Source organism: Halopseudomonas yangmingensis, assembly GCF_900114825.1.
Lineage (GTDB): Bacteria > Pseudomonadota > Gammaproteobacteria > Pseudomonadales > Pseudomonadaceae > Halopseudomonas > Halopseudomonas yangmingensis.
Genome location: NZ_FOUI01000006.1, coordinates 153,519 through 168,739 on the forward strand (window position 1 = coordinate 153,519; position 15,221 = coordinate 168,739).

A 15,221-nucleotide genomic window follows, 5' to 3' on the forward strand; every position below is an offset into this window, starting at 1 on the left:
ATGAAGACCATGGATGTGCACAGCCCCCTGTTCAAGAACATCGCCACCCTGTTGATTGGTGTACTGACGCTCAACCCGCTGGTCAGCCTGGCGGCGGATCTGGCTGTAGATGGCGCAGCCGCAGGTAATACAGGCTTGGGGCAGGCCGGAAACGGTGTACCGGTGATCAATATTGCCACGCCAAACGCCGGTGGTTTGTCGCACAACCGCTTCATTGAATACAACGTAGGTCAGCAAGGCCTGATTCTCAACAATGCCAGAGATGTTCAGGCTACGCAGCTGGGGGGGTATATCCACGCCAACCCGAACCTGGCTGGCAGTGCCGCAGGGCTTATTCTGAATGAGGTGACAGGCAGCAACCCCAGTCAACTCAAAGGCTATACCGAGGTTGCCGGGCAGCGTGCCGGTGTGATCGTGGCCAACCCCCACGGCATAACCTGTGACGGTTGCGGCTTCATCAATACCCCCCGTGCTGTTTTGAGTACCGGTAAACCCGTCATTGAAGATGGGCAGTTGCGCCGTTTTGATGTGGATCAGGGCGAGATTGTCATTGATGGCGCTGGAATCAATGCCACCAACGTTGATCAGTTCGACCTGATTACCCGCAGTGCCAAAATCAATGCAGAACTGCACGCCAACCAGTTGAACGTCGTTGCCGGACGCAACGAGGTGGATGCTGACACGCTGGTTGCGACACCCAAGGCTGCAGATGGTAGCGACAAGCCGTTGTTGGCTGTTGATAGTTCGGCACTTGGCGGCATGTATGCAGGCAGCATTCGCCTGGTGGGAACCGAGCATGGTGTGGGCGTGCGGTTGGCCGGCGATATGGCCGCCAGCGCAGGCGATATGCACATCGATGCCAATGGCCAGTTGAGTCTTGGCCGCCTGGCCACCCTGGGCGATCTGCATCTGAGTGGGCAGGCTATCAACCTGGCTCAGGGGTATGCCGAGGGCAAGGCAGAACTGCATGCCAGCGAACAAGTTAATGTCACGGGAAGTCTTGTCAGTGGCGCTGGACTGCTTGTTCAGGCTGACCAGCTGTACAACCATGGAGTGATCGAGACCGGCATCGCCCTGGACGGCAGTCGCCAGCCGCAGGCGGACATGGAAATTAAAACGCAACACCTTGGCAATGCCGGGCTGATGATGGCCTCTGGCACGCTGGATGTTGAAACGCAGACGCTGGACAACCGCAGTGCCACCATGGCCTCTGTCTCGGCATTACGGATTACCACCGAACAGCTGGATAACCATGACGGGCAATTGATATCCGAGGCAGGACTGAGCCTGCAGGCAACAGCAGCAAGCAATGCGGAAGGCCTGGTCAGTGCCGGTCAGGATGCGCGATTGGTTGTTGTCGATGCGTTTGACAACCGCGAAGGGCTGATCGTCAGCAATGCACAGGTAGATGTCCAGGCCGACAAGCTGGACAACCGGGGCGGCCAGATTGGTGCCGCCCAGCAGCTGAACGTCAGCGCCACCCGGCTGGACAACAGCAACCTGGGAACACTCTCTAGCCAGGGCGCAATGGCACTGAACGTCACTGGCCGGCTGGCTAACCATGATCAGGGAGCTTTGATCAGCACGACTGACATGCAGGTACGCGCCGGGCAACTGGACAACAGTGAAGACGGCGTTGTGGTTGCCAGTGGCAGCCTTGAATTGCAGATTGGCAACGATATCGACAACCGTAACGGCACCCTCGTGGCCAGTCACGACCTGAAGTTGCAGGCGGCGGAACTGGACAATCGCGATGGCGATCTGAGTGCGGGTAATACCTTGCAAGCCAAGGTGTCGAGTCAGCTGGATAACCGCCAAGGCATGCTCGCCAGTAGCGGTTTGCTTGATCTGGAAGTCGGCAGTCTCGACAACACCAGCCAGGGACAGCTTGTCAGCCAGGGCGATATCACGCTGCGCGCGGACCAGCTTGATAATGCCGATGGCGTGCTCTATGCGCAGGGCAATGCCGTATTACGAGTCCAGAACCAACTGGACAATCGTGGTGGCGTACTTCTGGCCGACGCAGGCCTGACTCTCAATGCGGGCGAACTGCTCAATCATCAGGGAACAGTCCAGGCCACCAGTGGCGCGCTGGTGCTGGGGCTGGATGGCAGCCTGGATAACACCGATGGATTGCTGCTGGCCGGCGATGGCCTGCTTGAGGTCAATGCAGACCGAATAAGCAACCAGGGTGGTGTGATTACCAGCCTGAAAGGGATGGTCAGCAGTGTCAGTCGCCTGTTCAGCAACCTCACCGGCGTGGTGCAGGCGGATGATGTCACTCTGCAAGTCGCCGAGACGCTGAATAACGATCTTGGGCACATAGCGGCGGTCAATGGCAATCTTCAGGTCGACACGCAACGGCTCAGCAATATGCACGGCGCCTTATTCGCCCGAGAGTTGCTGAGCATCAATGCCGAACAGCTGAATAACAACGACAGCCTGCTGGAGCTGTTCACCAGCATGGACAGCACCTATAGCCAGCAGGAGTGGATAGACTTTTATCGGCAGATGATCCAGACCAATTGGGATGGGTTTGTTGCGGATGCCATAGCCCAGGGGCTGGAGCCCTTTCTGGGGGATACCGGGGTAACCCGCAAGCAGGAGCTTCTGGCGCTGCTGGATGCTATCGAGCAGGATCCGCAGGCCTTGCAGCAAGGCAGCCTGATCCACGCCAAGCGCATCAACCTGGATGTCGACAGGCTCAGCCAAACGGTTACCAGCCAGATTCTTGCTGAGCAGCAACTTGCCGGAACCGGGCAGGACTGGACCAACCATGGTTTTATGGCCAGTGATGGCACCCTTGATCTACATCTGACCGGGCATTACGGCAGCTACGGCACACTGGCCAGTGTCGGCCAACTGGATTTGCATGCGGGCAGTCTTGGGCTTGAGCTGGGTAATGAGGACATTGGCGGGATACTGGGCGGCAGCGACGTATCCGTGTCAGTGGATGGACAGCTCAGCAACTCCGGGCAACTGACCGCCATGGGGGATCTCCAGGTTGAGGCGACGGATATTGCCAATCTGGGGGTGCTCGGCGCCGCTGATCAACTGCAGATAACCAGCGCCAAACTCTATAACCACCTTGGGCTGGTTTTCAGTGGGAATAACATGTTCCTGCAAATTGACCAGTTGGCCAACCATGACGCGGATATCTACAGCCTGGCAGGGCTGCGCCTGACCGGACAGGATCCGGCCCGGCGGGCTCAGCAACTGGATAATATTTCAGGCACTATCGAATCGGCCGGCAACATGCAGTTGAATGTTGATCAGTTGAACAACCGCAAGGAGGTCTTTCGAGAGGAGCAGGTGCAGCTTGAGGGTGCGATGACAGTTCGTTGCTATGACTGCAGCGGTGATCATCACAATGTTGACTATATTGGCCGCGAAGTATTCGAGAGCCGGGTGCTCGAGGACTCGCCAGCAGCCTTGCTGCACAGTGGTGGCCAGCTGAGTATTCAGGCAACCGATATTGCCAACCGGTTCAGCACCCTGTCCGCCAGTGGCGACCTGCTGATTCAGGCAGACAATTTGCAGAACCTTGGTGCAGTTGGTGCCCGCACCGAACGCACACGCACCTGGAACACCGGGCGCACCACGGATGGAACTGATTCGCGATTCCGCAGGGACTACATCAACCCCTACAACCTCGCCGCGCTACCCAAGCAGCTGCCGCTCGAGGCCCTGGCTCGCTATCGCGAAGTCAGCGACGTTTCCATAGTCACGCCACTTGATGCCAACGCCCCGGCGGTCATTCAGGCCGGCGGCAACCTGATCATTGAAGCCCGGCAGCAACTCGAAAACAGCCGGGTTGTCGGCAATGACCTGCCAGCCTGGCATGATGATCCTACGCGCAATGACATTGCTGCAGCCCTGCAGGACATCATCAAGGTACAGGTCAATGCACAACTACCGCCGGACCTGCAGCAGCAACAGGTAAACCCGCTTGGGTTGCCTGCCTTCAGTTTGCCAAGTGGCCAGCAAGGGCTGTTCCGCCTGGTGCAAACCCCCGCCGGCAGTGCGCCTGGCCCAGTGCTGCCGGGCAGCGTCAATGCCCCAACGCCTGGCGGCCATCGGTATTTGATCGAAACCAACCCGGCCCTGACCAATTTGGGTCAGTTCCTTGGTTCGGAGTACCTGCTGGGTCAGCTTGGTCTTGATCCGAATCAGACGCTCAAGCGTCTGGGCGACGGACTCTATGAACAGCACCTGATCCGTCAGGCGGTCACAGCACGAACCGGTGCGCGCTACCTGGCTGGGTTGACCAGTGATGAGGCGATGTATCGCTACCTGATGGACAATGCGCTGGCCAGCAAGGATGCCCTTGGCCTGACCCTTGGTGTCACCCTGACAGCCGAGCAGGTGGCCGCCCTGACCCACGACATTGTCTGGCTGGAAGAGCATGAGGTGATGGGCGAGCGGGTGCTGGTGCCGGTACTCTATCTTGCCCAGGCTGAAGGCAGGTTGGCCCCCAGCGGCGCCTTGCTGCAGGGCCAGGATGTAGTGCTGATCAGTGGCGCTGACCTGCGCAACCAGGGCACCCTGCGGGCCGCTGCCAATCTCGGGATCATCGCCGAGAACATTGACAACAGCGGCTTGCTGCAGGCGCATGAACGCGTCCAGTTGATTGCCCAGGACAGCATTCGCAATGCCCAGGGCGGCATCATCACGGGCCGGGATGTGTCCCTGAACGCGGGCGGCGATATCATCAATGAGCGCACAGCAACCTACTATGAAAGCAGCAGTCAGCCGGCTGGGCTGTCTGGCATCAAAGCACTGGCCGGCATATCCAGTCTGCTTCGTGGAATAGGCGGCAGCGCCAGCGACAGTGGTACGGTGCTGGACAATGCCGCGCGCATTGAAGCCACCAATGACCTGGACATGCACGCGGGTGGCAACCTGATCAATCAGGGTGCCGTACTACAGGCCGACGGGGATGCCCGCCTCAGCGCCGGACAGGATCTGGTGATAGGCGCGGTTGAAGAAACCAGCAGCTCGCTGCGCAAGGATCGCCGTCACCACTGGGAAAGCAGCCAGACCACCCAGCACGGCAGTGAAGTGACGGTTGGCGGGGATCTGCAGGCGCAGGCGGGTAACGATCTGGCCGTGATTGCCAGCCGCATCGACGTCGGCGGCGACGCAAGCTTGAATGCCGCAGGCGATGTCACACTCATCAGCGCAGCCAACGAACAGCACAACGTTTATCGCTACCGCCGCAGTGACAAGAAAGTCACCCGCGAGAACAGCCTGGTTGAGCAGCAGGGTGCTGAGGTGTTGGCGGGAGGTGATGTTGTTGTGGCCTCTGGACAAGATATGACACTGGTAGCCAGCCGCATTCAGGCTGCAGGTGATGTTGGTCTGTATGCTGACGGTGACATCAACCTGTTGTCCGGGTTGGACGAGCAATCGTCCTACTACATGAAGCAGGAAAAGAAATCCTTCGGCCGCAGTTCTGCCCGCCAATCTGAAAGCTATACCAGCACCAACGTCGCAACCCAGGTCGAGGCTGGCGGTAATCTGCTGGTGAATGTCAGTCTGGAAGATCAGGGCAGGGTCATTCTCGAAGGTGGGCAAAACGTCACTATCATTGGCAGTCAGCTTACTGCAGGTGAGGACCTGGCGGTTGGAGCGCTTGGCAACGTCACTGTCTTGTCCGGTGTTGAGGAACATGGCAGTTATTCCAAGAAAAGCGATTCCGGTTTCCTCGGTTTGTCCAGGAGCGGCAGAAGTGAATTGCGGACACAGGCGACCCAGGTTGCCAGCGAACTGCAGGCTGATAATGATGTGCTGGTACTGGCGGGCAACGATGTGCGGTTGCGGGCCAGTAACCTGACTGCAGGCAACGACTCGGAGATTCGCGCAGGCCTGATTACCGAAATCGGGGACATCAATCTGGTCTCCGCTCAGGACCAGGCCTACAGTCTGCGTGAGTCCTATCGCAGCAAGGTTGGGCTTTCCAGTTCGGGCAGCAGCATTTCGGTTGCATCCGCACGCAAGGCAGGCGATGAGGCAATCAGCAGTACCGCTGTAGGCAGTCAGGTACTGGCTGAACAAGATGCCCTGCTGGTTGCAGAACGCGATATCAATCTTGAAGGCAGTCGTATTGCCGCCGGTCGAAACGTCTCGCTGGATGCGGGTCGTGACGTGACTATTCTTGCGGCCAATAACCAAAGCGGAGACCGAGCCTGGGAGCAAAAAAGCCAAGTGGGCCTGAGCTGGGCAAGCGACGATAACTCAGTCAGCGTCTTTGCGGGCAAGGAATCCGAGCAGTCTCGCCAACTGCAAACCACCAGCACGGCGGCGGGTAGTCAGGTTGTGGCCGGGCAGGATGTGATGATTGATGCAGGGCGGGCTATCAATCAGGTTGGGTCAGGCGTGTTTGGATCACGTGACGTGGACCTTCAAGCCGGGCGCAATATCAAGATTGATGCTGCTCAAGATACGCTCTCACAGGAACAGCATTATTCGGAGTCACGGCAGGGACTCGGGGTAAGTGTGAATCATAACTTCGGTCAAACCAAGGATGCGCTCGGCAACGCGGGGAGCGGTGATAACAGTGCAAGCCAAGGGTCAAGCATCTTAAGAGCCGTAGATAGTACTAGCCAGTTCTTCGCTGGCCCCTCATCTGACGTTAGATTGGGCAGTTCCAGTGCAAGTTTTTCTCAGCAGTATACGGCTGAGACAAATCGATCATCCACTTTGGGCGCAGGGAATAATCTCACCTTAACCGCGAACAATGATTTGAGTGTTAATGGTTCCTATCTCGACGCCGGGCGTGATATCAGCCTTAAAGGCCAGGATGTGACTCTCGGCACAGCTCAAGGCAGTTATAGCGATAGCTATCAGCAGAGCCAGAGCTGGGGGGGCGTTCATGGCGGCACCAGTGGAGGTATTAAAGCAGGCATCGGTGGTAATCGAGGTGTTTCCGATGGAGAGGGTACAGAGGGCACGATTTCAGCAACCCATTTGAACGCGGGGCGCAACATCAATCTGGAAGCAAGCAATAATCTGAGCCTGATCAGCACCCAGGCCCAGGCAAGCAACAACATTGATTTAAGGGCCGGTAATGACATCGAAATTCGTGCATCACAGACATCAAGCAGCAGCGATAGTGATAGACGGAGCGCGGGTGGCGGTGTTGGTTTGGCGCTGGGCTCCGAGGGTGTTGGCGTCTACTTCAATGTAAACGTTGGTATAGGTAACCAGCAGAGGGAGGGTATCCAGCATCAGGAGGCCTACCTGTATGCCGGAAACCAGCTCAATTTCAGCAGCGGCCGTGATACCGTCATAGCTGGCGCGCAACTTCGCGGTGAGAATGTGACAGGCCGTGTTGGTCGTGATTTGCTGGTCAGCTCCGTAGTTGATACCGGTAGTGTAAGCGGTGAGGAGTTCGATCTGAGTGCCACGGTAGTTATAGGCCCTGGTTCAAGTGTCAGCGGTGCGGTGGGTGCGGGTCGCTCCAGCGGTGAGACAAACTGGGTACAACAACAGACCAGCATCACTTCAGCAGATCAAATGGATATTCGTACGGAAAACCACACCCAGCTTGATGCTGCATTGATCGCGTCTGACACAGGTAACCTCAAATTGGATACCGGTACGCTCGGGTTCAGTGACATTCACGGCCGGGATAAAGAGGATTCTTATTACCTCAACATAGGCGGCTCCTATGGCCTTTCCAATGGAAGCACCCAGCAGGATTCAAGCCAGGTAGGTAAGGGCGATGAAGGTGTCAGTGGGTGGAGTCTGGAAGGCCACGAATATACAAGGGACCGTGAGCAAATCGTCCGCGCCACTGTTGGTGAAGGTGAAGTCCTTGTACGCAACGATGCAGGAACCGGCGAGGACTCCACCGCTGGACTGAACAGGGATGTAAGCAGGGCCTTTGAGATTACAAAGGATGAGGAAGAGCGCACTGATCTTTATGTGACCAAGTCCTCGGTGGAAGCCGTTGCCAGTCCGCGGGAGACGATGAGAACCTGGCAGGAAAATGCTGAGAACTATGGTCGTCACTCAGTCGAGGCTTTCACCAATCTGGAGATATTAAAAACTGCGGCACAATCGGAAGCAGAGCATAACCAGTTGGTTGCAGCGCTGGCCTGGGCGCCAGCACTCTTGGTAGATGCCATGGATGCCATGGATACTGCAACATTGTCTTTAGGCGTTTTCCCGGGCGTAGCGAACCATGGCGGGCTGATAACTCAATTACCGGTAATGGTAACAGGCGACTTGCGGCCAATGCGTGTAACGGGAACGTTCAAGACAGATGAAGACGGTCAGTTGGTACTGGTTGAAGGGAAACCGGTGCTTGAGGACGGCGCGACAGTGGAATATTTCACAGGCTTTAGCGAAGAAGTAGACAAGATTTTTACCAACGGCATCATGAACAGCATGGAAGAAGCTGTGGTCAATGGTTTGATGCAAACAGGTCACAACAACGGTGAGTTCAGTTTTGTACTGGCCTACAACCCGACGCATGGGTTGATAGGTGATGCGATTGAGACAATGTTTGATAACAATATGCAGGGGGCGGTTCTGTCAGGGACTGCAAGAAATCTCAATAGCCTGTATCGGAGCGCCTTGGATGCAGGCCCCAATACGCTGCATATTTATGGGCATAGTCAGGGTGCTGTGTTGACCTGGGTAGCTATCAAAGGCTTGGATTTTTCTCAGGATGGGCGCATAGATGTTTCGCTTAATACTATCCAGCTTTCGGGGGCGCCAATTGATGCGATGCAATTTCATAGAGATGCGGATAAGGCAGGCTTTAAGGATGAAGAAAATAGGGTGTTCCAGGTTAATCGCCCGGATGAGACAGTGTTCTTCGGCCTTTTACCCAAGACCGATACGGTTTCGGATCTGCCCCTGTATTTAGGCGGTAATGCGCAATATTCGGATGATCCGCTGGCTCGTACGCTTGGCGCATTGTTTACTATAACCAGTCTGTTTGGCGAAGGCAGTCCGCATAGCAATTACTCCTGCGTAACCTGCGGCCTCCCAGTACCCGGTAGCGTGAATTCACAGGTTCGCGAGATAGTAATCAAACCGACTTTGATTGATAGCCAAGGAAATGCTGGGAGACTGGAATGAACAGGTCTCTGTTCGCCGCTTTTATAGCGTTGGTTTTTCTGGGAGGCTGTGCGAGCCATAAAATGGAATATGGCGTAGTGGAAAGGGGGAGTGTTTTCTACCCTTTGTGTGAAAAAGCTCAGCAGCGCATTACCGATATGCAGCGTATCAGTTTCGAATTGCCACCCTTGTTCAAGCAGGCGCCTTGCCGAAACTGGCCGGACTATAGCTATGATCTGCGATCTGATCGTCTCAATGTGGTAATTCCTGGCGTTATAGCTAATGAATCGCAGATGTCAGTGGGCGGCGTCCATTCCATGTCCTTTTTTGCAGGGCTGCGCAGGGAGTACTTTTTATCCCCCGAAGGTTTTTTTGAGGATTACAGCGACTATCTGAGTGAGCGCAGGGAGATTGCCGCGCTGGTGACGGCCAGTTGGGTTGACTGGTCGGGCGGGCGTTGTGCGCGCTTTTACTCGGAAGCTGATACTGGCATTTTTCTGCGCCGGATACTCGAGTACACCTGCTGGGAGTCCGTCAGTGGCTCAAGCTTTCCTATCCATATAAAGGCCAATGAAAATCTACCTTACGGCTACACCCCAACGAATCTTGATAGAGAGATGATCGAGCCGGTGCTGACCAGTTTGCAGATCCACCCTGTACCGGCTGAGCGTTTGGCCTTCTGGGCCGGTGAAAAGGCTGAATTTTGTTCAGCCCTTAAAGCCAACTTCGATGAGAAAAAGGCGTTGAGAATGGGCGATCGTCCTGACCGGCGTCGATCAGTGCGTTTCTTGCGCGAGTGTGGCTATGAGGTACCTGACCCGGTTGGTGTAGGGAGCTGGGGCGAGTTGTTCAAACCTGGCGGCCGCTTGATTGGTCGGGCGGATGGCGAGGAGTCACTGCGCCGACTGAGCCCGGAGCAGTTTGCTGAATTGGAGGCTCGTCTTATGTCCTTGCTGCCCGCGCCAGGCGTGCGACCTGAGATCAGGGTTCAGACCTTTACAGCGGATCGTAAGGGGCTGGTAGAGTCCTACAGGGCGACCGGCCCTTATGCGGGTGACTGGTACCGCGTGCCGCCTTCATACAATGACCGCTATGGTTTCGGTATCCGCAACGACCCGTTGCTGGGCCGGGTGATCGATGTGCATCTAGGCTCGGGCGGGATGCCGCCAGGGCTGCGGATTGCGATTGAGTAGAGGCGGTCTGCCCCGAAGCTTGAAGTCTTGCCTTTTGCTTCCCACCGCGGTCAAGGCCTTGACCGCCATGGGTTTACTTATGCCCCACCCTCATTAAAGCCAACAAAACGAGCCACCTCATTCACCGGACGGCGCTTGGACACCACCGCATTGGCCGGAAAGTCCTCATCGGGGTAACCCAGGGCCACACAGATCATGATCACCTGATCGTCTGGAATGCCGGTATGTTTGCGCACTACCGGGGAATGCATGATGCCCTGACTGTTGACCACGCACCCCAGGCCGTGGGACCAGGCTGCATTCACCAGGCCATTGACCAGCGCGCCGCAATCGAATTGGGCGATGTCGCCGTCCTGCAGCACGCGGTCATAGGTCACCACAATCGACACGGGCGCATCAAACTGCCGAAAGCCGCGCAAAATCCAGTCCTGACGCTTTTCCTTGTCGTCACGGGCAATGCCCATGGCCTCAAAGAGCTGCACGGCAATCTCCACCTGACGCTGCCGGTGCGCACCTTCATAGCTACCAATGCCACGGCTCTCCTTGGACGGTGGTACGCCATTGAGCATGCGCTTGGTATTCTCGGCGCGTATCCGGTCCAGCGGCTCGCCAGTCAGCACATGCAGATGCCAGGGCTGGGTATTCATGGAGGAGGGTGCCCGGGCGGCCATTTCGATGACCTCTTCAAGCACTTTGCGCGGAACCGCCTGCTGCTTGAATGCGCGAATACTGCGACGACCAAACACCACGTCCTGGTAATTCACTGTTGATTTCCCCTTGGTCTCTTGCTATCTCTCTGCTATCGAGCTGCTTTCTTCCTGCTACTTCTTGGCTACCGTTGCCAGCGGTCGGGCCGCTGGCGAAGGACTTGACCCTCTGGCCGGTGTTGGCCCTTAAATCGGTGCGGTTTTCGCGGTGTGGGGTGGCCCTTAAACCCCGGTGATTCAGAGAAACCGGGGTCAGATGAAAGTTATTTCTGCTGACCTGGCCCTGCAGGCCGATGGCAACCTGATCATCACCTCCGCTGCCAATCAGGAACATAGCGAATACCGCTACCGGCGCAGCGACAAGAAGATCACCCGCGAAGACAGCATTATCGAGCAACAGGGTGCCGAGCTCCTGTCGGGCGGCGACATCAGCCTGATTGCCGGCAGTGATCTGGTCGCCGTCGCCAGCCGCATCGAAGCCACCCAGCAAGCCTACCTGATTGCCGGCAACCAGCTGGCCCTGCTGGCAGCGAAAGACCTGGATCACAGCTTTTACGAGAAAAAGGAAAAGGGCTCGTTCGGCCGTAAATCCTTCCGCAGCGACCAGGTCACCCGGGTTACCCAGCAAGGGACCGACATCACCAGCGGAGGCGATCTGGCGCTGATCAGCGGCGGCGACCAGACCTACCAGGCGGCGAACCTGCAAAGCGGCGAAGACCTGACCCTCAGCAGTGGCGGCAGCATCGCCTTTGAAGGGGTGATGGACCTGCATCAGGAAAGCCACGAAAAGAGCAAGAGCAGCTGGGCCTGGCAAAGCGCCAAGGGCAAGGGCAACACCGACGAAACGCTGATCCAGACGCAGATGCAGGCGCAGGGTGAGATGGTTATCCGGGCGGTGGAAGGGCTGCAGATTGATATTCGCGAGATCAACCAGCACAGCATCAGTCAGACCATCGATGCCATGGTCGCCGCACAGCCCGACCTGATGTGGATGAAAGAGCTGGAGCAGCGTGGCGATGTTGACTGGCGGCTGGTCAAGGAAATTCACGACAGCTTTAGCTACAGCCACTCCGGGCTGAGTGGTCCGGCGGCCATGGTTGTTGCCATTGTGGTGGCTTATTTTACTGCGGGTGCGGCGAGCGGCATGGTCGCGGGCATGGCAGGCGGCGCAGGGGCTACAGCCACGGCTGGAACCGCATGGGCTACGGCCACCGCCACAACTGCGGCGGGCTGGGCTAATGTCGCAGCTACAGCGGCTATAACCTCGGCCGCCAGTGGCGCCGCGATCAGCACGATCAATAACCGCGGCGATATCGGCGCAGTACTGAAGGACATCACCTCCAGCGATGCCTTGAAAGGCTATGTCGTGTCAGGCGTGACCGCCGGCTTCACCACCGGTGTGCTGGATCAGGCCTTTGGTGTTACCGGCGACAACATCAACCACGTCACCAAGGGCTTTGATCTGAGCAAGCCCGCCGAACTGATGCAGTTTGGTGCCTACCTTGGGGCGCAGGGCGGTGCCCAGGCGATGGCGCAAACTGCCCTGCTTGGGGGCAGCCTTGAGGAAAACCTGCAGGCGTCCCTGACCAGCCAGTTGCAGCACCTGCTGCAAGCCAGTGTATTCAATGCCGTGGGAGATTACGCGCAAGCCACCAATCTGGAGGATGGCAGTGCAGGGAAAATTGCTCTGCATGCCCTGGTGGGCGGCATGCTCAGCGAAGCCACGGGCGGCGACTTCACAACCGGAGCCCTGGCGGCCGGCGCCAATGAAGCGCTGATTGAGCAACTGTCGGGTGTTATCAAGGGTGACAAGTCGCTGGAACTGGCGGTGTCGCAGTTGATCGGCATCGCCGCCGCCACAGTCACCGGGGGTGATTATGCCAAGGCCGCGGAGCTGGCAAAGAATGCCACGGCGTATAACAGGCAGTTGCATATTGATGAAATTCGCTATGCCTCTGATGAGGAGCGTGTACAGCGGTATGCAGAACAGCAGGGGGTTTCGACGGATCAGGCGCGGCAGGAGCTGCTTAGAGCTGCGGCTGCCATGGTCGATCATGGTTGGACGGTATCACTGGATGAAGCCGGGGCGCTGAGCGCTGATGCACTGTACTTCTTGCAGGCAGAATTGCTTGTATCGCGCAATGACCTGTTCCAGGTGACAGAACAGGAATATTACAACGAACGGCTGGGCCTCAAGGAAATGCTTCACAGCCGTGAGGCTGTTGAAGCCTTGGTGCGCGATATAGCTCTGGTCGACCCTCTGGCCTATCGAACCAATCCTGAGTACTTCCATGAAGTGATGAATGCCAAGGGCGAAGGCAGTCAGGAAGGATTTGGCAATGTGGTTGGCGCGCCGGTTGACGCGGTAGTCTGGGCTGCTGGTGCGGTGATGTGCCCGAGCTGCGCCATGGACGATCTGTTGGCAGCCTGGGATGCGGTCAAGAATTTGCCGGAAGACCTGAGTTACAAGGGCTATCTGGATACGCTGCATATCATGCAGGGTGGTGGGGAAGAGGTTATCCGGCGCAATGCGGTGTCTTCGACAGAGCTGGGGATTGGCCTTGGGTTGGGCGCGTCTCCTGCGGGTGCACTTTCTGCCCGGGCGTTGATTCTGGAGAGGATAGAAAGGGGGGGCAGTTTTGTTGAGCTATACGGCCCGATGAATAAGGGGCCGCTGTCGGATGACATAGCAAAAACATTTCGTGGAGGAAGTTATCGAGAGATTATAACTACAGAGCCAGTTATTCTTTACCGGGTGATTAGTGATGATGGTAATCCAGAAGGAGGATACTGGACGAGAACTCAGCCGGCTGGCCCTGTGCAGTCTATTATCGATAGTGCCCTCGATCCAGTCTGGGGTAATACCGCTACGCGAGTCATAGAGATGGAAGTTCCGTCAGGTACTCGTTTGTTTGAAGGGGCCGCAGCGCCGCAGAGAGGATTGGTTGGAGGTGGTAATCAACTCTACTTTGATAAGGAAATAAATCCATTGGATCCAAACTGGATAAAAAAATGAGAAACTGTTGTGGCTGGGAGGAAATTATAGGTTTTCGGTCGCCTCGTGAGCATCAGGACTTTATTGCATGGATAGAAAGTCAGGTGGCTGACGGAGTTTGCGAAGAACTATGCGGTGTAGGTGACAACGTCACCGATAAGTGGAGGGACCGCCTGTTCAGATGTGTCGCCTCTGGCGATGTCTGGAAACTGTCATGTCCAGATCCGGGCTATTTTGCTGGCGCCTGGCGGCCTGTGGAATAACTCACAGGAGTCCGGCACTATCCTGGACAGCGCTGCGCATATCGAAGCGGCCAACGATCTCCACATGCGGGCTGGTGGCAATCTGGTCAATATGGGCAGCGTGCTGCAAGCAGGTGTCGACGCCCAACTCAGGGCAGGGCAGGATCTGATTGTCGCTGCCAGCAGTATCGATGCGGCGCAAGAGGCCTGGCTGGTGGCGGGTGGTCAACTGGCCCTGCTGTCTGCCGAAGACCTCGACTACAGCTTCTACGAGAAAAAGAAAAAGGGCTCGTTCGGCCGTAAATCCTTCCGCAGCGACCAGGTCACCCGCATCACCCAGCAGGGCACTGAGATCACCACCGGCGGTGACCTGGCGCTGATCAGCGGCGCTGACCAGACCTGCCAGGCTGCCAACCTGCAAAGCGGCGAAGACCTGACCCTCACCAGCGGCGGCGGCATCGACTTCGAAGGCGTCAAGGATCTGCACCAGGAGAGCCACGAAAAGAGCAGCAGCAACTGGGCGTGGCAAAGCGCTAAGGGCAAAGGCAACACCGACGAGACCCTGATCCAGACGCAGATGCGGGCCCAGGGTGAGCTGATTATCCAGAAATCGGCAGAAATCGGGGTCAGATGAGAATGGCACTAAGTTAAGCTGCTTTTGCACGATAGCGGTAGCGATGAGGGGCCTCGGTCATTTCATGTCTGTGCGTCGTCAATAAGCCATATGGCTTTGGCCTTCGTTTCACGCATCGGGGCTCGTGTCGTCCGGGTCGTTCTATAAGGAGATTTCCGATAATCGCCTCATACAGCGCAGCCATCAACCGACGCCTTTCTCTGGTACCCACATCTTGCCGACTCAGCGCTGGCTCCCATTGCCTCAGGGCTTGCACGCTCGCCTTGAAACTGATTTGACGTCTAGCGAGATTAGCTGACCTGCCTGCGTTGTTCATCAGCAGCCTGATCGCGTTGTAAGTAATGAGATACATCAGAATTTCTTTCGTAACCATGTCGG

At 56.9% G+C, this 15,221-nt stretch carries 5 protein-coding genes and 4 pseudogenes; 7 read left to right on the top strand and 2 right to left on the bottom strand.

Annotated elements, in window-relative coordinates; all coding sequences use genetic code 11:
- Positions 1 to 9: 9 nt before the first annotated feature.
- The 4 genes and pseudogenes from BMZ23_RS15365 to BMZ23_RS07935 form a co-directional block, all read left to right on the top strand.
- Positions 10 to 891 (top strand): annotated as a pseudogene (locus BMZ23_RS15365) (filamentous hemagglutinin N-terminal domain-containing protein); the annotation flags it as partial.
- 312 nt (positions 892 to 1,203) lie between these two features.
- Positions 1,204 to 1,992 (top strand): annotated as a pseudogene (locus tag BMZ23_RS15370) (hypothetical protein); the annotation flags it as partial.
- Between the two features lie 21 nt (positions 1,993 to 2,013).
- Positions 2,014 to 9,093, top strand: a complete 7,080-nt coding sequence (locus BMZ23_RS07930; protein WP_425431676.1) for a hemagglutinin repeat-containing protein — start codon at positions 2,014 to 2,016, stop codon at positions 9,091 to 9,093.
- Positions 9,090 to 10,265: a hypothetical protein gene (locus BMZ23_RS07935; RefSeq protein WP_093475136.1), complete on the top strand. Its 1,176-nt coding sequence runs from the start codon at positions 9,090 to 9,092 to the stop codon at positions 10,263 to 10,265. Before BMZ23_RS07930 ends, BMZ23_RS07935 begins: the two co-directional genes overlap by 4 nt.
- 77 nt (positions 10,266 to 10,342) lie before the next feature.
- Here BMZ23_RS07935 and BMZ23_RS07940 read toward each other — a convergent pair whose 3' ends face one another.
- On the bottom strand, positions 10,343 to 11,029 hold the full coding sequence (locus tag BMZ23_RS07940; RefSeq protein ID WP_093475139.1) for a nitroreductase: 687 nt from the start codon (positions 11,027 to 11,029) through the stop codon (positions 10,343 to 10,345).
- 199 nt (positions 11,030 to 11,228) lie between these two features.
- Here BMZ23_RS07940 and BMZ23_RS15375 point away from each other — a divergent pair.
- From BMZ23_RS15375 to BMZ23_RS07950, 3 genes and pseudogenes are all read left to right on the top strand, one after another.
- Positions 11,229 to 11,729: pseudogene (locus BMZ23_RS15375) on the top strand (hemagglutinin repeat-containing protein); the annotation flags it as partial.
- Between the two features lie 3 nt (positions 11,730 to 11,732).
- On the top strand, positions 11,733 to 13,988 hold the full coding sequence (locus BMZ23_RS07945) for a DUF637 domain-containing protein (protein WP_245748153.1): 2,256 nt from the start codon (positions 11,733 to 11,735) through the stop codon (positions 13,986 to 13,988).
- Between the two features lie 177 nt (positions 13,989 to 14,165).
- The gene (locus BMZ23_RS07950; protein ID WP_093475145.1) at positions 14,166 to 14,843 is read left to right on the top strand and encodes a hemagglutinin repeat-containing protein; all 678 of its coding nucleotides are present in this window, start codon (positions 14,166 to 14,168) and stop codon (positions 14,841 to 14,843) included.
- Positions 14,844 to 14,856: 13 nt separating this feature from the next.
- Here BMZ23_RS07950 and BMZ23_RS15050 read toward each other — a convergent pair.
- A pseudogene (locus BMZ23_RS15050) lies at positions 14,857 to 15,221 on the bottom strand (hypothetical protein); the annotation flags it as partial.